The organism is Streptomyces sp. NPDC053426 (assembly GCF_055585405.1).
The window spans coordinates 59,187-79,795 of the sequence record NZ_JBVJKE010000010.1; the positions used below are offsets into that span (position 1 = coordinate 59,187).

Here is a 20,609-nt window from a genome sequence, read left to right on the forward strand (position 1 = left end):
TGAATGGCCATCATGTTCTCGCCCGGCCTCCGGGAGTTCCTCGAGGTCTACGTGGGCGCGAACGTCGCCACCGGCAACGAGGACCGGGGCTTCGACAGCCGAAACCCCTACCAGCGGCTGGCGGACGACGTCAGGGACCTGTCCGACGCGATGAAGGGAGCGATCTCCACCGCCGGGAACTCGCTCCCGCCGCGGATCGCCGACGAGTTCGTCGCCGCGATGAAGCTCTTCGTCGACGACAACGGCCAGAACCACCTGCAGAAGTTCTCCGACGAACTCCGGGAGCTGGGCGCCCGGCAGGTGGACCGGTCCATCAAGCTGTCCGAGGCGAAGTACCAGATCCTCATCGAGTTCATCCTGATGAACATCGAGCTGGCCCTGATCGCCGCGCTGGCGGTCTTCACCGGCGGTACGTCGCTCACCGAGATCGCCATCCAGAAGGCCCGCACCGCGCTCACCATCCTGCTGCTCCTCCAGCGGCTGGGACACGCCGTCCCCACGCCGCTGTCGGTGCTGCTGGAGGCGATCCAGGAGGCGTTCGTCGCGTTCGCCTCGCAGCTCATCTCCATGACCGCGCCGGACGACCCGGAGCGCCGGCGCGACAAGTTCGACTGGACGGACATCGGCCAGTCCGCGGTCGCCGGCGCGTTCGCGGGACTCTTCGGAGGCATCTTCGGCGAGATCGGCGGAAAGTTCATCAACAAGTTCTTCAAGGACAACCGCTTCTGGAAGGAGGCCTCCGAGCTCCCGTTCAGCTTCCTCAACGAGGGGCAGGCGGAAACCTTCGCCGAGGCCTTCACCAGCCTGATCTTCCTGGGCACGTTCACCCTCAACCCCGGCACGTTCCTGAGCGCCGGCCTCAGCGGCCTGATCTTCGAAGCGGCTTCCACCGGAGCGGAGTTCGGCGGGAAGTTCGTCTACAAGAATTACTTCGAGAACATCGACTTCGGCTCCGGCGACGTCAACGACCTGCCGGGCGGCGGGAACCGGGACGGTGACGGCGGCGGAAGCGCCGACCGGTACGCGTACGAGAACCGGTACGACGACACGTACGACGACACGTACGACGACGGCAGCACGTACCGGGACACCTACGGCGACACGTACGTGAACGGCGACACGTACCGGAACGCCTACACCGGCAACACGTACAGCGCCGGCTCCTCCGTCGGCGACATCAGCGACACCGCGTCGGTCTTCAGCGACACCAGCGACGTCTCGTCCGTATCGTCCGTCTCGTCCCTCCCGGACCACGACACGGTCCACGGCACCGGCACCGGCGTCAACGCGTACGGCCTCCCGGGCATGGCGGGCGCGACGGGTGCGACGGGCATGGCGGGCGCGACGGGCACGGTCAAGCCGTCGTACCCCACCCCCACCCCCACCCCCACGCCGAACGCGTACGCGAACGCCCCGGACACCGTCTTCTCCACCCTCAACCCGTCGGCCGGCACGTCCCCGGACGACATCCGCACCCCCTCGTCGTACCGGAACCTGCGGACCGAGTCCGAGGACCTGCCGGCCACCGCTTCCACGGTGGAGCCGGCCCAGGCCGTCGGCCAGGGCGTGTCGTCCGCACCGCCCGTCACCGTCGACGAGACGCCGCTCAGCTCCCGGGCGCCGGCCGAGATCCCGGCCGGGGAGTCCTCCGCGCCCGGTTCCCCCGACTCGGTCGACATGATCATGGACTGGGAGGACGACCAGGACGCGTCGGAGCCCGAACCGGACTTCGCGTCGGACCCGGCCACCGAGGCGCTGTACGACCGGCTGCTCGCGGACGTGTTCGGCCCCGACATCGCGACGAACCCCCTCCACCCCGCCCTCCGTGACACCCTCGCGCACCTCGACCAGCTCCGGCAGACCGCTCCCGCGCTCCGCGACGGCCCGCTCGACCTGGACGGCCTGACCCGCCAGGTGCTGCTCCTGGACACCGCCCACCCGGTGACCCACGCGCAGCGCGCCGAGCTGTTCCGGGTGGCGATGGACCCGGCGGTGGAGTCGGCGGGCAGCCTGGCCGCCCTGTCCGCCTTCCACCTGGAACTCCGCGGCGTACTGTCCGCCACCCAGGCGCTGACCGCCGACGACGGCGGCGTGTGGGGCCGCAACTGGACGAACGCCGCGATCCCCGACCTCGACCTCACCGAGGTGGGGAAGGTGGTCCGGCAGTCCGACGGCACCCTGGGCCGCGGCGATGTGGAGCCCGCGCCCTGGCACCGGCCCGGCGAGCCGAAGCCGTACGTCGTCATGGCGGAGGGCGACCACCAGCGGATCGTCGTACGCGGCTACGACGGCGCCCCGCGCCAGGTGCCGATCGACGTGTTCGCCGAACTGCTGGCCCGCGACCCCCGGCTCGCCGCGCTGCCCCCGGACACCCCCGTGGTGCTGCTCGTCCCCGACGCCGGCGCCCGCGGCCTGGACCTGCCGCGCCAGGCGGCGGACCGGATCGGCCGGGACGTCTGGTCGGCCAACGGCACCGTGAAGGTCTCCCCGCAGCACGACCCGTCGCAGCCGTACGTCGTCTCCCTGCTGTACGGGGAGGGGATACCGCGCGCCGACTGGATCCACAGCACCCCCGGCCAGGTGCTCGACCCGGCGGAGCGCGAGAACGCGCCGGAGTGGGAGCGCGAGATGCTGTCGCACAGCGTCGTCGGCGACGGGGGCGTGACCATCGGCAGAGGCGTGTTCGAGGACTCCGAGGCCCCGCGCCGGCTCGCGGTGCTGAAGCTCGCGACGGAGTCGTCGGAGCTGTGGCACTACAACCCGGTCACCAAGGAGGAGGCCAAGGCCGACGAGCCGGTTCCGTTCGCCGGCAAGCCGGTGTACGTCTTCAGCGCCCACGCCCGGCCCGGCGCGACCCGGGTGCCGACCACGACGGACCCGAGGCACCACACCCGGCAGCGGGAGACCGGCGGGATGCTCAAGCGGCGTCCGAGCCTGGCGCGGCTCCCCAAGGACCACGGCGTACTGATGGAGGCGTGCTCCAGCGCCGGGCCGCCGGGTGTGGTCCGTACCCGCAGGGGCATCGACGACACCTTCGTCCCCGACCCGCTGGCGGTCGTCAGCGAGAGCCAGCACGTCGCCAACGAGACCGGCCGCACGGCGTACGGCGGCACCCACATGGTCAGCTTCGCGACGCTGCCGGACGGGAAGTTCGTCCACCGCCTCTACACGGACTCGCGGGGGCGGCGCGGCACGTGGGTGGAGCACCGGCCGGAGCCCACCGGTGACCTGCTCGACGACCGCGCCCGCGCGGCGGGCCTGCACACGGACCCCGAACTGCCGGTCACGGACGCCACCCGCGAGCGGACCCTGCGGCTGGTCCGCGCGCTGCGGCTGACCTTCGGCGCGGCGATCGAGGACGACAGCCGGTACGGCGATCTCCTCGCCGGGATCGGCGCGCTGGAGACCATGCGGGCGGCCGACCCGGCCCTGGGCGACCTCGGCCCGTTCTCCATGGACCTGTTGGAACGCGCGGCCCACGCCCGCCGGCCGGGTGACACCGGCCCCGACGCCCACCGGGACCTGCTCACCGATGCCGCCGACGCCGTACGCCGCCGGCCGGACACCGTGCTCTCCGACTTCGTCGCCCTGCCCCACGTCACCGCCGCCGCGCGGCGGCTGGGTGGCCTGACGGACCAGGACCTGGACACCGAGGCCGCCCGCGTCCTGCGGCTCGACGACGGCCCGGCGGCCGTCGGGGAGCCCGAGCGGGCCCGGCTGTTCTGGGCGACGGTCAAGGCCCTGGAGTGGGAGAGCAGGACCCCCGACCCGGACACCCTCACCGGCAGGATCCTGCACCTGGAACAGCCGGACCCGGCCCGGCGCCCCGACCTGCTCCACCTGGTCGCCCAGGCGGCGGCCGTCGGCGTCGACGTGGACGACCTGACCGAACTGGGCGCCTTCCACCTGGAGACGCTCGGCGCCCTCTCGTCCGCCACCCAGCTCCGCGACGTCGACGGCGCGCCGGTCGGCCGCCATTGGGCGCAGGCCCCGCCGAACGCGACCATGGCGACCGACCGTGTCGTCGTCGCCGCTCCGAAGCCGGGCGGCGGCTACCGGCCCGTCGGCCAGGAGCGACCGCCGTGGAGCGTGCCGGGCGGCCCCTCGGCCTACACGGTGTGGGCCGGAGGAGGCGGGGACCACCTGCTCATGAACCTTCCCGGAGGCTTCCGCGGCCGGGTGCCGTACGAGGAGGTCGCCGAGCTGCTGGCACGGGACCCGGTGCTGAACACCCGCCCGGCGGACGGCACGGACATCGTCCTGGCGGTCTCGAAGGCGTCCCCGCCCACCGGACCGGGCACCACCTCGGGCACCATCCCGGGCACCGACCCGCGCGCCGTCGTCAGCGCCGGGACCGGCCGCGCCGTATGGGCCTCGCGGAGCAACGTGGCGCTGGCCGCCACCGGGCCGTCCCGGCCGTACGTCCCCACCTTGCTCCCCGGCGCACCGGGCCGCCCGGCCGCCGCCGACTGGGCGGCCGTCCGGCCCGGCGACCTCACCGCGCCCGGCACCGGCGGCACCGGAGTGGACGACGTCACCTTCGCGGACCGCCCCGGGACCGAGGCGCCGTCCGGGCCGCCCGCCGCTCTCGCCGACCTCCTCGATCCCGGACCGGTCGGCGGTCTCGACACGCCGTTGCCGAGCCTGGACGGCGTGCTGGACGGCTTCGACACCCCGCTGTCCGACCACCAGGACGACGACGTGAACGAGGACCGGGCGGAGGAGCCGGCCCCGGAGGAAGCCCGGTACCGGGAACTGCTGGCGGACATCTACGGCCCCGCCGTCACGTCGAACCCCCTGTACCCGGACTTCCGCGAAGGGCTCGCCCGCCTCGACCGGCTCCGCCGGGCCGACCCCCTGCTGGACTCCGGCCCGCTCGACCTGGACGCCGTGGCCCGCCGGGTGCTGCTCCTGGACCACGCCGACCCGGTGACCGACGCGCAGCGCAGCCGGCTGCTGGGGCTGGCCACGGCACAGACGGCACAGCCGGCGGGCAGCCTGGCCGCCCTCGCCGCGCTCCACCTCCACCGCCAGGGCGTGCTGTCACCCACCCACGCCATGACCACCGGCCTCGACGGGCGCCCCCGCGGCCGCGACTGGACCCGGGGCAAGGGCGGGACCGACGACCTGGACCTCACCCGTACGGGGAAGACCGGACCCCTGGCCGACGGCGCCCTGTCACGCGACGAGGTGGGGCCCGCGCCCTGGCACCGGCCCGGCGGCCCGGACCCCTACGTCGTACGGGCGGACGGCGACCGCGACCATGTCGTCGTACGCGGCCACGACGGCGCCCCGCGCGAGGTGCCGTACGACGTGTTCGCCGAACTGCTCGCCCTGGACGTCGAGTTGGGCGGACTCCCGGCGGACGTGCCGGTGCTGCTGCTCGTCTCCGACGCCGGCGGAGGAGGTCTGGAGCCGCCGCGCCGGCTGGCGGACCGGATCGGCCGGGACGTCTGGTCGGCCAACGGCGAAGTGGGCGTGGCCCAAGGGCCCGACGGAACCGCCTCCCACCCCTACGCGGTGCCGCTGCGGAGCGCCCGGGGCAGTGACCGCACCGACTGGATCCGCAGCTCTCCCGGCCTGCTGCCCGACCCCGCGGAGTCCGCCCGCGCCCCCTTCTGGGAACAGGACCTGCGGTCCCACACCATCGTCACCGACCAGGGGCCGATCGGCAGGGCCGTGTTCGAGGACGGCGACCGCGCGCGACTGCTGCCGGGCATCCGGCACTCGGCGACGGCGACCGAGCTCTACCACGTCAACCGGCAGGACGGGACGTGGACCAAGGACGACCGGCCCGTCCCGTTCGCCGGCAAGCCGGTGTACGTCTTCGCCGCGCACGGCTCCCCCGGCGAGACGGCGCTGCCGACCCGCTCGAACCCCCGCCACCGGAAACGGGAGCGGGCGACGGGCGGCATGCTCAGGCGCCGCCCGAGCCTGGCGCGGCTCCCCGAGGACCACGCCATCGTGATGCAGGAGTGCTTCGCCGCGACACCGCCCGGACTCACCCGCAGGCGCAGACTGGTCACGGACACGTTCGTCCCCGACCCGTTGGCCGACGTCAGCCAGAGCCAGCACGTGGCCAACGAGACCGGCCGGACCGTCTACGGCGCCACCCAGGAGGTCGGCTTCAGACAGTGGGAGGACGGCCGGGTCTCCCACTTCATCCTCACGGATTCGCGGGGCCGGCGCGGGCAGTGGGTGGAGCACCGGCCGGAACCCGACGGTGCCGCGCTCGACGACCGCGCCCGCGCGGCGGGCCTGCACACCGACCCGGCGGGGCCGGCCCCGGAGGAGGTCCGCGAGCGGACGCTGCGGCTGGTGCGCGCGCTGCGGCTGACGTTCGGGCCGGCGATCGAGGACGACAGCCGCTACGGCGAACTCCTCGCGGGGATCGGCGCGCTGGAGACCATGCGGGCGGCCGACCCGGTGCTGCGCGATGCCGTGCCGTTCGGCCTGGACCTGTTCGAGCGCGCGGCCCGCGAGATCCGCGCGACGGAACACGGCGACCCGGACGGCGAGCCGGGACCCGACGCCTACCGGGACCTGCTGGCCAGGGCCGCCGACGCCGTGCGCCTGGACCCCGGCGCCGTGCTCACCGGCTTCGTGACCCTGCCGCACGTGACCACCGTGGCCGAAGGGCTGGACGGTCTCACGGACGAGGACGTGAACGCCGAGGCCGCCCACGTCCTGGGGCTGGACCCGGACCAGGTGGTCATCGGGGCGCCCGAGCGGGCCCGGCTGTTCTGGGCGACCGTGAGGACCCTGGAGTGGGAGAGCAGGACCCCCGACCCGGCGGCCCTCACCGGCAGGGTGCTGCACCTGGACCGGCCCGACCCGTCCCGGCTGTCCGACCTCCTGGACCTGGTGGCGCGCGCGGCGGCCCTCGGCGTCGACGTGGACGACCCGGTCGCGCTGGGCGCGTTCCACCTGGAGACCCTGGGCGCCCTCGCGCCGGACACCCTGCTGTCCGACGACTCGGGCGCCCCGGCCGGCCGGAACTGGGCGCCGGGCCCGTCGAACGCGACGGTGGACGTCGGCACCGCCCTCGTCATGGCGGCGACCCCGGACGGCGGCCACCGTCCGCTGCGCCGGGCGAAGATGCCGTGGACCACCGACACCGCCAAGCCCGCCCCGTACCTGGTGCGGGGCGGGGCCGGTCCCGACCACCTCACCATGGAGCTGCCCGGCGGCTTCCGCGCCGAGGTCCCCTACGAGGAGATCGCCGAACTGCTCGCGGTGGACCCGGCGCTGAACGACTTCCCGCGCACGGCCGACATCGTCCTCGCCTCCACGACCCCGGCCCCGACGGACCCGCGGGCCGTCGGCCGGCGGGCCCTCGTCGGCGCCGGGACCGCCCGCGGTGTGTGGACCTCACCGGGGCCCGTGGGCCTGCTCGCCCAGAGCGACCCGTCGAAGCCGCACGTCCTCTCCCTGCTGCCCATGGCGGACGGCCGGCGTCAGCGGGCCGACGACTGGTCGGCCGTCCGGCAGGCCCCCGTGTCCCCGGCGGACACCCCCGTACCGCCCACCATGGCCACGGCCGGGGGCGAGACCGTCACCCCTCCCGGCCCGCCTCCGCCCTCGGGGCCGGACCCGACGACAACCCTGGTCACGCTGACCACCGAGCCGGATCCGCCGCCCCCGGACGCCCCGCGCCTCGACCCCGCCATGGCGCCCCCGCCGAGGCGCCGCGCCCCGGCCCGGTTCCCGGACGGCAGGCGGATGCCCGCGTACGTCGACGACCTCCCGTCGCTGCTGCCGTCCGACCTGACCGCCGCCGAGATCGAACAACTCCTCGCCAACCCGAGCACGTTCGGTCAGAGCACGGTCGTCCTGCGCGGCACCGAACAGGCCCTGGACGCCATCGACCGCGAACTGGGGCGCAGACCGGACGCCCGGCCCGCGGACGACTCACGGCTGCTCGACGACATCCGGCAGACGCTCCGGGACAAGCCGAAGACGCTGGCGGACGGCCAGGGGCGCCCGTTCCCGTACGTCAACGCGGACGGAAAGGCCCGCGTCGCGTGGGTCAGAGCGCGTCACTACGGCACCTGGGCCCCGTTCGACGACGGCATCGGCGACTCGACGAAGATCGACAGCATGCACCGGGCGGCCGCGACCTTCGGGCTGACCAAGAACATGCAGGCCAACTCCCAGTACGGCCTCGGCGGGCCGATCGGCCCGGCGGGCACCGCGGCGTTCGGCGGCTTCGGCCGGCTCGCCCTGCGGTTCGGCTTCATCAACAAGGTCGGCTACACCCTGACCGACCAGCGCATGAACCAGATGGAGACCCGGACACTGGACAAGTCGCGGGCGTTCCTGGACGACATCCACTACGAGATACGCGTCACCGACCCCGCCGGCCGGGTCGTCACGGGCATCGACCCCGGGCCCGGCACCGACCCCGACCCCGAGACCGACTCGGCCGTGCCCGCCCGGTTCGCCTTCGGCGTCCGCAAGGGCCTCCAGGTCCGCCTGCCCGACAGCGTGACGAGGATCCCGGAGCCGGGCCGGATCCCCCGCTCCATCGACCTGGACCGCAACTCCCAGTACCGCTTCGTCCGTATCGAGGGGTTCGGCCCCGTCGCGGCGATCCGCGACTGGGCCGCCGGACAGATCGGAGCCCTCCCCGGCAGCTCCGCCTACACCGAACTGGACGTCTTCTTCTCCGGCGACAGCTTCCAGCGGCACGGCGGCACGATGGCGCGCGGCCGCATCACCACCCCGCCGCTGTTCGCCGACGACAAGAAGAAGTCACCGCTGGGCGTCTTCGTGGTGGAGGAACTGATTCCGCGGAAGGCGATCCTCGTCGGCGAGACCGACCAGGCCGAGATGCGGGACATCAACACCTCGACGGTCCGCAGCGAGCGCAGCCGGGCCCAGGGCAGAAGCCTGCTGCTGCAGGCCGTCGCCGGCCCCGCCTTCAACTTCTTCGACCCCGGCACGGCCCCCTTCGACCTGCGGCTCCAGTTCGGGCCGACCGCCCAGTACTCGTACGCGAAGACCTGGTCGGTCGGACTCGGCGCGGCCGGCACCCTGAAGTCGGCCGGACAGGTCAAGGGTCCCAGGACCGCCCTCTACCTGGTCGTGAAGTCGGTGCGGGTGCGGCGGGCCGGCGACAACGCGCCGCCGACGCGCTTCCTCACCTGGAGCCTGGACCGGATGACCAGCTCCGAGGCACGGCGGCTGGCCGGATGGGACGACGGGACCACCCTCGCCCTGCGCAACGGCGCCGCCCCGCCGTTCGTCCCGGCCTATCTGACCGTGGACCACCCGCGCACCCTGGGCATGCACCGGGTGAAGGAGTTCACCTTCGACGACGGTCTGCGCACCCGGGTCACCCCGGACGCGGCGGACGGCGTCGGCCGCACCCTGCTGGACGCGTTCGCCGACGGCGTCGTCGACGCCGTCTCGAATCTCAACCAGGACCTGGTGGTGCCCCTCGACCAACTGCTGCCGCCGAACCTGCCGAAGGGCTGGCGCACCCGCCTGGGCGACCTGCTCAGGCGCAGGCCCGACCAGGTGCTCCAGGCGGCTCAGGGCCTGCCCATGCCGCCCCGGTGGACCGATCCCGTCAAGTACCGGATCGCGCTCCAGAACACCCTCCAGATCCTCGGCGTGCTGTCCCAGCAGAACGTCACCGCGAACCTGGAGGCGCTGACCACGGTCGGCCTGCCGATCAGGCTCACGGACCCCGACTCCGTCGGGACGACCTACTACACCCTCCGGGTGCGCGGGACGCTGACCGGGCGCCGCTACGAGGGCAAGGACGTCGACGAGGGAATGCGCTTCAGCGCCCAGGGCGTCGACCGGCTCGACGGTCAGACGAGCGCGAAACGAGGCGTGGACCTGGGCTTCGAGGGCACGTTCTCGGGCCGTGACAACAACCGCGACGGCGCGGACCTCCCGAGGAACACACTCGGGCTGACCCTGGGAGCACGCCAGGGATGGCAGTGGGAGGCGGAGACCACCTTCGGCTCGACCGTCACCAACGAACCGATGTCGGTGACCAACCAGCCCACCCACCTCTACCGCTACGACCTCTCCCTCACCGCGACCATGGGCGGCTACTGGCGGGCCCGCGGCCTGATCCGCGGCCTCGGCCTCGGGCTGCCGGGACTGCTGGTCCTGGACGAGCCGGTCAACGTGCTCTTCGGCCGGACACCGCTGGGCCACCTGCGGGGCGGCGGCCCGATGACCGGACAGGTGCTCCTCGGCGTCCCCGTCCAGCACACCCCCGACGCGGACCCGCACGCGGACGGGGCGCTCAACCCGTACCTGTCCGACGAGCCCGCACCCGCGTCCATGACCACCGGGCGGGCCCTCGCCCTGGCGAAGGGCGACCTCGTGCTGCCCGCGGGCCCCGACGCGAGCCAGCCCGCCGGACGGCTCGCCGACCGCGGGACACGGCAGTTCAAGGAGTTCCGGCAGCACCCGTTCGTCATCGTGAACATGGTGCTGTCGCCCACGCTGATCGCGGAGGTGAACCGCGTCCTGCAGACCGCGTCGGGCAGCGCCTGGCAACTGGTGAAGGAGGGCGCCCCCACCCGGGACGCGATCGTCCGCACCTTCACCCCCCAGTACCTGGCGTCCAGCTTCGACCAGAGCTCGGGGCCGCTGGGCCTGGTGGGCAGCGGCCTGCTGGGCAAGGGGCCGTACGGCGAGCTGTGGGGAACCTATCGGTACGCGACGACGGTCGGGAACCTGAACGCCCTCACCCCGCCGATGTCCATGGACACCGAGATGACGCTCGGCGGCACCCGCCAGGCGGCCGGCAAGATCAGCAACAGCACCAGCTTCGTCTTCGGCGGCCAGCTGATCTACTCCGTCGCCCAGAACCCGGGACACGGCCTCATGGGCGGCTACGGAATCGTCGCCAACCCCATCTCGCGGACCGGCGCGCACAGCCTCAGCGTCGTACGCACGGTCGTCGCGGACATGAACCGCAAGGGCTTCACCCACCAGGTGCTCGTGGCCGGCGACGTGCAGCACTGGTTCGCGCTGCTCTCCAGCCGGCTGGGCATGGGCCGGATCGGGACGGCAGCGGCGGGCAGCGCCCTGGTACCGGGCTCCCTCGCCGGAGCGGCGGGGACGGCCCTGACCAGTCCGGGCGGTCTGCTGGGACACCTGCCGGAGAAGAGCGCCCACCGGATGGGGCTGATCGACGACGGGCTGGGCGACGTCCCCCGCTACACCGCTCAGGCCTGGACGCCGCAGCCCTGGATGCGCGGCGCCGCCTTCGGCACGTACGCGGTGAACGCGCTGGACCCCACGGACGTGCTGCTCGCGTTCGACAAGCGGATCGGGAAGCTGGGACTCGACGACGAGAGCCGGGAGCGGATCCGGCAGCTGGTGACGGGCCGTGCCACCCGGGCGCTCAAGGGGGAGATGACGACCACCGGCCCGTCGACCCTGGTCAAGGCCGGCGGCTGGGGCTGGGACAGCGTCCGGATCGGCAGCCGGCGGGTGCGGGCACGCGTCGAACTGATCCCCGGGACACCCGTGTTCGACGGGCTCGACCACAGCGCGGAGCTGGAGGAGAACCGGCGGGCGATCGAGACCGCGCAGCAGAACTCGGAGTCCTCGGCCGGGGCGGACCTGGGCTTCCTGACCAGCCAGGCGGTGTACACCGGCGACCCTCATGTCCCGGCCGCCGGACCCACGTACACCGAGGGCGGCTCGAACCGGAAGACGGTCGCGTCGAGCCACACGGTCACCACCGTCACCATCTACCGGGCGGCGTCCACCGAACCGCACGCGGAGGTCGTCACCCCGTACCGGATGCGCATCACCCTGGAGGCCGACGACACCCCCAACACCGGCGCGCCGGCCGACCCGGAGCGGGAGGAGGCGGAGTTTACGGCCCTCGACCGCTTCCGGGGGCGGCTGAGCATCGTCGAGGAGGACGACGTCGGCGAGCTGCGCGAGCACGTGCCGCTCAGCCTGATGGAGCCGGTGCCGTCACCGACGGAGACGGACGGGACCGGCACCTCCGGGACCGGACGGCCGCTGCCCGCGCCCGACCCGGCGGCCGACCCCGCCCTGGCCGGCCCGCCCCGCCCGGTGCCTCTTTCCAAGGTGGGGGAGACACTGACGGTCCGGGACGGGGACGGCGCCACCCGGCCGTTCACCTTCCCCGAGAACGGCATGCACCCCCGCGGGATCATCGGCATCGAGAACATCCGCATGGCCGGCGACCTCCTCCTCACGAAGGCGTACGACGTCGGCTTCCCCCTCCGGGCGCTGGAGGCCGAGGACGGCCCCGACGCCGCCGCCCTCACCGAACTCCTGCGCAGGACCAGGGAGACCGGACTGACCCGCCTCGGCACCGGCTCGGCCCAGGCACTGGAGGACGGCACCAGCTCCACGGCGGTCACGGCGTTCTTCCCCCGCACCACCGAACCGGACGGCTACCAGGTGGCGGGGCTGACCGAGAAGTCCCTCGTGGGCACCGACACCGGGCAACTGACGCTGCGCTCGGCGCCCGACTTCAGCCGCGCGCTGCTGCTGACGGTCGCCGACGGCAAGAAACTGGAGGTGCTCAGACGGTACGGGGAGAACGCCGGCACGTCGTCGTCCGTCGAGCACAGCCAGTCCTCGAGCCTCGGCGGCGCCTTCCTCTACGACTCTCCCAACAACGCCGGGCTCAACCAGATCGGCGCCTTCGGCCCCGGCCCCAACGACCTCGACGGCGACAGCATGCCGGTCGGTGACGACCACCTGACCTCGCGCAACCTCAAGCCCAAGACGGGCCGTTCCTTCCTGTTCGCCGTCCCGGCCACCTGGATCGGCGTCGGCGACGTGCACCGCGGCATCGTGGACTCCAGGCTCGCGAACCGCATCCGGGGCGGGACCTTCGCCAAGGCCCGGTCGGGTCCGCAGGCGATGGAGTCCGAGGCGTACGTCGTCACCTGGATCCGGGAGGACATCGCCCGCGAGCTGCGGATCATCACCGACACGAACTTCCCCGAGCGCGTCTCGAAGGCGTGGGACGCGGTCGAGAGCGCGAGCAAGGCGTGGGTCGACGCCGACAAGGCCTACTGGAAGAAGCGGCGCGCCTCCGGCGGACTGCGCGCGGACCTCGACGCCGCGCAGACCGCCCTCGACAGAGCCGCCCGGGTCGCCCGCGCGGCCACGCGCCCGGTCGACCTGGCCCGCGCCGACGTCACCGCCGCGGACACCGCCCTGCGGCAGGCCGAGACCGACGCACGCCGGGAGCACGACCTCGCGGACAGGGCCGTGGCCGCCGCACGGGCCGAAGTCGACGCGTTCACCGAGAACGAGTACGGCGCCGCCCCCGAGCACGACGGCTGGGCGGACCTCCTGCGGGAGGAGCGGGACGCCGCTCTGGCCGCTCTGGCCGACGCGGAGACGGCCGCCGGGAAACAGCGGAAGGCGGCCGATCTGCGGCTGGAGACCGCGCGCACCGAGAAGGCGGCGGCCGACGCGCGGCTCGACGCGGCCCTGCTGTCCGCGCGAGCGCCCGGCCGGGACCTCGACGACGCCACCACCCGCCGGGACGCGGCACGCGACGCCTTCGACACCCGGCGCGCCGAACTCGACGCGCTCCGGGACACGGCGGAGAAGGCCGCGGCGGAGTACCACCGGGTACGGGCCGGGGCGGACCAGCTCACCCGCTGGCACCGGCTCGCGGCCACCGCGGAGGGCCGGGAGAAGCTGGCCGGTCTCGCCGAACCGCCCGAGGTGACCTACCAGGCCCCGCCCAAGGCACCCAAGCCCAAGCCCCCGGCCCCGCCCCGCTACACCAGGACCGGTGAGGCACCGGACACCGTCCTCACGTCCCCCGAGGACAAGACGTACACGCTCCACGACGTGCCGAGGGACGGCGACGCCTTCTTCCGCGCGCTCGCCGAGGGCCTCGAACGTGCCGCCCCGGGGCTGCTGGCCGCCGAGGGCATCGACCTCGCCGACCCGCGGGCGATGTCCGAACTGCGCCGGAGGATGGCCTCCCGGCTCACCGACCACGCCGACGAGGACCTGCTGGCCGCGGTCGCTCCCGACCACACCGACGCCTTCAGCGCGGAGGAGATCGCCGCGGCGGGCCTGGACCTCGGGACGGACACCCCCGCACGCCGTGAGTTCGACGGCCTCGGCGGCCTCATCCCGCACGCCGCCGCGCTGACCCCCGAGGTACGGGCCGAACTGGCGGTCACCCAGCTTCTGCGCCGGGGCGACGCCCCGTCCGAGGCCGGCTGGAACCACGCCGCGTCCGACCTGCTCCCGCTGCTCGCCGCACGCACCTTCGGCGTACGTGTCACGGTGGTCGGGAGCGACGGCGCCTTCCAGGACTTCCTCCCCGAGCACCCCACGGGAACCCCGGCCCTCCACGCCCTCGTGGGGGCATCCCCCCACTCCGGCGCCCACGTGGTCCTGAGCCTCGACGACCGCCACTACCAACTCGCACTGCCGACCGAAGCGACCCTGCCGAAGACCACGAAGCCGCTGAGCCCGGAGCCGTTGCCGAAGGGCCCGGATCCGCTGCCGAAGGTCGCGGAGCCGCTCCCGAAGGCCACGGAGCCGTTGCCGGAGGGCCCGAAGCCGGGGCCTCTGCCGAAGGAGCCGCTCCCGAAGGGCGCGGAGCCGCTCCCGAAGAGCACAGAGCCGTTGCCGAAGGCCGCGGAGCCGCTCCCGAAGAGCACAGAGCCGTTGCCGAAGGTCGCGGAGCCGCTCCCGAAGAGCACGGAGCCGTTGCCGGAGGGCCCGAAGCCGGGGCCTCTGCCGAAGGAGCCGCTCCCGAAGAGCACAGAGCCGTTGCCGAAGGCCGCGGAGCCGCTCCCGAAGGTCGCGGAGCCGCTGCCGAAGGGCACTGACCCCTTGCCGAAGGGGGCCAAGCCCCCGCCCAAGAGCACGGGACCCACGGCGCCGGTCACGCACCCCCCGGCCCCGAAGGCGAAGGCCGTGGCCGTGGGACCCGAGGTTCCGGGTCCGAAGGACGGCGGGAAGGTCTCCGATCCGGAGGGCGTCGGCGGTCCGGCGAGGGGCCGCCGCGTACGGGTGCCCGGTACGGGTGAGTGCCTCCTCTACTCCTTCATGGCCGGCGACCCCGTGCACATCCGAAGCCGTCTGCCCGGACTCGCCGCCACCGACCGCGCCGCGTACGACTGGCTCGGCAATCCCGACGCGGTACGCGGCGAACTGCGTGGTCAGGCCGTGTCCGGCAGCAGGGGCGGCCCTTCGCGGACCGTGCTGAGGGCCATGCGTTCCTACGTCGAGGGTCATGTGGGCCGCAGTGGAGGGAGGCTGCACCCGCAGGTCATCGGCCAGTTCCGGCAGACGGTCGCCGACGAGTTCGGGACGCGCGTCGAGGGAATGGACCGGGCCGAGATGCTGGCCCTCCTCGACCACCACGGCATCCGGCGCGTCCCCGTGGCCGAGGCCCTCGATCCCGCCGGCCTGCTGGCGCGGTACGTCGACGCCCGCATGGCGTCGCGTCCCGCCGATCCGGAGATCTCCCCGGAGGACGCCAGGGCCGTACTGGAGGCGGAGGCCGAGGACCTGAGCCCGCGCCAGATGTTCGAGCACCTCGAGCGGCACGATCTGCTGCCGAGGCCCGACGACCTCGACGACCGCGCACTGGGCCGCCTGCTCGGTACCGCCTACACGCAGAGCACCGCGCCGCTGGACGACACGGAACTGCCCAGGCTCATGGACGCCGTCGTCAACTGGGAGCACCGCTGGGAGACACCCGAGGGAGAGATCTTCCTGCCCCTTCTCGCGCACGCGTTCGGCCTGCGGGTCGACGTGGTGCGGTCGTTCCCGGCGGGTCCCCGGCGGGTCAGCGGCGCCGGGCCCGACAACGCCACACGGCAGACGGAGGTCTACTACAACGGCGTCAACCACTACGACGGCAGCGACGCCGCGGCCCGCGACCGGTTCGGCGACCCGGTCCTCCCGAAGCGGATCAAGGACGAGGAACGCGACCGGGACGGCGACGTACGGCTCAACCCCCTGTGGGTGCCGCTGGACGAGGTCGACCCGGACCTGCTGATCACCGGCAACCGGGACGCCGTATGGCTGTACACGGTCACCGATGACGGACGGGTGATCCTCGGCACGGAGGACCTGAGCGGGATCGTCACACCGGAGCAGTTCGACGCGCTGCTGGCGGGGATGCGGGAGAAGGACTCCGACCTGACGGCGGAGTCGCTGCGCAAGACGCTCGACGGGCTCGGCCACACCGGCATCGCCGCCGGTTTCGTCGACGACGGCGGCGAGACGGCCGGCCGGACGCTGCCGGGGCGCAGCCGGGTGTCCGGCGAGTTCCGCTGGAGCGCGAAGCTGCGTTCCTGGGTGGTGAACGACAAGTCGGGCCGCTACATGAGCGAGACGGTCCGCCCGGACCTGGACGCCGCGGAGGCCGCCGACTGGCTGACCAACGTGGCGGCCCTGTTCAGCGACCGGCTGGGCGTCGTCGTCCGCACCGACCAGGTGAAGACCGCCGCGACCGTCCCCCCGCCTCCGCCCCCGCCGGAGCCCCCGAAGACGCAGACGGCCGCACTGGGTCCCGACGGGCACGACCTGACACCCCGGCCGGAACCCGATGCCGAGGACGACCCGCTCGACGACGTCCAGGACGGGAACACCGTGACGCCGGACGGCGGCGGCCCCGCCGAGCCCGCCCCGGGGCCTCCCCCGTCCCGGTCCCGGGTCGCCTTCGAGTACCGCCACCGGGACATCACCGATCCGGACCAGCGCCGCCAACTCGCCGAGCTGGCCGAGCAGATCGTGCTGTCCGGCCTGCGGGACCTCAGGGCGGGCCTCCGGCTCCCCACGATCACGGTCACCGGTTACAGCAACGGCCCGCGCTTCGCGCTGTCCGGTGACGCCGTCGAGCACGCCGAGACGGTCGGCCGGCAACGGGCGGACGCCGTGCGCGACCTCCTCCTCGAGGAGATCGGGCGTCAGCTGGAGCTCAACGAACAGAGCGTGCGCGACGTCGCGGAGGTACGCGGCGGCACGGTCCGGGCCGAGGACTTCACGGTCGTCACGGAGAGCGGCGGCCGGGACATCAGCGCCGTCGGCCCGATCGACGGCGCCACCGGGCGGGCGGCACGACGACAGGCGGTCGTCACGGTCGACCGTTCCCCCCTGTCGGAGGCCGCCGCCCGGCTGGCGGAACTGAGCCCGGAGGACTTCGGCCGGCCGGACTACTTCACCGGCCCGGACCGGCTCGCCGGGAACCTCCTGCACCTCGACGACAACCCCGGGGACGACCCCGACTCGGACAGCGACTCGGGCAGTGACTCGGACAGTGATACGGACGGCGAGTCCACGGACTCCCCTCCCGCCCCGGTGCGCTTCGACGCCGACGACCTGTCGCACCGCGTGCGCCGGCTGTACGAGCTGACGGCCGAGGCGATGGCGGCCGGCCGGGCGACCAGCACGGCGTCACTGACCGCGTACCACCTCGGCCGGCAGGGCCTGCTGTCCGACGCCACCCGCCTGACCGCACCGGACGGCACCCCGCTGGGCCGGAACTGGACGGGCCGGCCCGCCTGGGACCTGGACGTCTCCTCGTACGACGTGATGGACGGCGACGACCGGAACCCCCGGCCGGCACCGTGGGCACGCCGGCCCGGTGCTCCCCTCCCGTACGTGATCGGGACGAAGGACGGCGACCACACCAAGGTCCGGCTGGTCCTGCCGGACGGCAGCAAGCGGTGGCGGCTGTCGCCGGAGGAGTTCGCCGAACTGCTGGCGCAGGACGCGGAACTGGCGGGCCGTGAGGACGCCGCCGAGGTGGTGCTCGTCTCGCCGAACGCCGGTGCCATGGGGCTGGACCTGCCGCGCAGGGCCGCGGCCCGGACGGACCGGACGCTGTGGTCGCACAGCGGCGAGGTCGCCCTGAAGCCGCACCCCGACACCGGCCGGCACCGCGTCGAGGTGACCGACGACCGGTACCTCGGCGACGAGTCGACGGACGAGTCGGCGGGTGAGCCGATGGGCGAGCCGGTGGGCGAGTGGATCGCCAGCGACCCCGGCGACCTGGGTCCGCACGAGGGCCGGCCGGAACCCGGGGAAGGCGTCCTGCGCACGATCGACGGGAAGACCCTCCGGGACGCGGACGTCAAGTCGGTCACCCTCACCGACGAGGGCCGGCCCGTCGGCCGCGCGGTGGTCAACGGCGCCGACCTGCTCCGGCGCGAGCCGTGGCTCCAGGATCTGGTCCGGTCGACGGAGTGGTCCGTCTACGACCCGGTCACCGGTGAGCCGATCGGGAATCCCCGGCCGGTGCCGTGGAAGGGCCGCAAGCCCTACTTCTTCCTGGTCCACGGCCTGCCGGGGCAGACCCTCATGGTCGAGAACATGCTCCAGAACAACGTTCCGGTCCGGGGCACGGAGACCGGCGGCTACCTCCGGCGGCGCCCCAGCGTGAGCCGGCTGGACCGGGACACCCCCATCGTGTTCCTGTCCTGCTGGGGGAGCGGACCGGAGGGGCACACCGCCGCCGCCCTGAAGCGGAGCCGCCCGTTCGTCCCCGACCCGCTCGCCGTCTCGTCGGCGGCCCAGGACGTCTCCAACTCGACACGGCGCGACGTCTACGCCCCGGACAGGGAGCACCTGAGCCGTTACGCGAAGGGAAAGCTGTACGACCACGGCATCGGCACCACCCCGGCGAACGACCCGGTGGACATGGTGAGGCTGCGCCCCGAACCGACCCCGGACGAACTCGACGTCCTGGCCGCGCAGGCCGGCCTGGAGCCCTCCCCGGACCTCACCCCGGCCATGGCCCGGGACACGGCACTGCGACTGGTCCGCGCCCTGCGGGCCACGTTCGGCGTCGACGTGGAGGAGGACAGGGACGACCCGGCCGGCACGTACCGTCGACTGCTGCGCGGCATCGGTGCCCTGGAGGCCATGCGCCGCGGGGACGGGAACCTGCGGGAGTACGGGGAACTGACGCTCGACCTGCTCGACCGGGTCACCCGCGCGCACCACGGCCTGACGACCGCCCCAGGCACCCGGCCCGCGCCGCCCGACCCCGACGACGTACGGACGATGCTGGAGGCCGCGTCGGCGCGCCTGTCCGCCGACCCCCGGTCCGCACTGCCCGACTTCGTCCCCCTGCCCTCCGTGGACCGGGCCCGCGAACTGATCGGCCGCCACGATCCGGACCGGTGGACCCGCCAGGTGCTGGGACTGCGCACAACGGCGCACGTCACCGCGGCCGACCGGCAGAACGCGCTGTGGGCGACGGTCCAGGCCGTGGAGAGCGTGGAGAGTCACCCCGACCCCGACGCCCTGACGACGAAGGCACTCCACCTGGGCCCCGGCGAGGACCCGCGGGACGAGACCCTGCGGACGGACCTCCTCCGGACGGCTGCCACGGCGGCGGCCCTCGGCCGCGACGCCTACGACCCCACCGCGCTCGCCGCGTACGACCTCGAACGCCACGGCGCGCTGGACGACCGCACCCTCATCACCTCCGTGAACGGGACGAAGGCCGGCCGCAGTTGGACGGGGAAGCCCGCCCCGAGCCGCATGTGGGCGGACCGCTACGTGATATCGCCCGACGGCGGCCTGGGCAACAGCCGCGGGGCCCTGGCGCCCTGGCACCGGAAGGGTGCCGGAAAGAGCGACCACCCCGGCGGATACGTACTGGACATGAGCGGCACCACCCCGGGACAGGTCGACATGCCCTGGCCGGACGGCACCACCCGCCCGGTGCCCTACGAGGAGATCGCCGAGCTGCTCTCCCACGACCCCGTCCTGGCGCGGCTGGACCGGGACGTCACGGTCGTCCCCGTCGGAGCGGGGACGGGGGACGCCGGCCTGGCCGAGGCGATCGCCGCCCGGACGGGGGCAGCCCGGACGGTGTGGCTGCCGACGCGGCCCCTCCGGCTCCTCGACCGGCGGCCGGCGGTGAACGAGAGCCTCCTCGTGCTGACCTCACCCCAGGACGACACGGGAGCCCACTGGTCGCAGACCCGCCCGCCCGCGCCCGGCCCTGCGGCCCGGCCCTCCGGCCCCGCCCCCGACGCCATCACGGCCGGCGACGACCTCCCGCTCCAGGCGCCGCCGTCCGAGGAAGCCCGGCATCGGTGGATCGCCGGCGAGGTGAGCGCGGAGGACCTGCCCGGCACCCCGCCGGGGTTCACCGGCGCCGAGACCATCACCCTGGCCGAACTGAGGGACGCGGGCATCGAGATCACCCCCGGAATGGACGTCGAGGCACAGCTCGGCGGAGGCGTGCGGGGCAGCGGACTGGCACCGCTCGACCAGGTGCGGCTGCTGCTGGCCCGCCCCGGCCCGTGGCCGGACGCCCTCGACGCCGTCGCGGCCGCGGTGTCGCGCCGGATCTGGCGCTCGGCGTTCACGGCCTTCGAGACCGCGACCCCGGGCCCGGACGCCGTCCAGGCGTGGGACACGGCCCTCGGGCTGCTCCTGCCGGGCGATGCGGACTCCGTGCTCGCGGACCGGCGGTACGCGGCGGAGGCGTACCGCGACGCGGTGCGCCGGCTCGCCGACCTGCTGGCGGCGGAAGGGACGGACCCCCGGACGGTCGCGCGCCTCGCCGCCCGGTTCCGGGAGATCCTCGGACTGCCGCCCCTCGGGACAGGTGATCCGGATGCCCAGTAGGCGAAACA

At 73.9% G+C, this 20,609-nt stretch carries 1 protein-coding gene; it reads left to right on the forward strand.

What is annotated here, in order from left to right; translation table 11 throughout:
* Positions 1-12: 12 nt before the first annotated feature.
* On the forward strand, positions 13-20,601 hold the full coding sequence (locus ACZ62B_RS21060) for a lonely Cys domain-containing protein (RefSeq protein WP_469691673.1): 20,589 nt from the start codon (positions 13-15) through the stop codon (positions 20,599-20,601).
* Positions 20,602-20,609 lie beyond the last annotated feature (8 nt).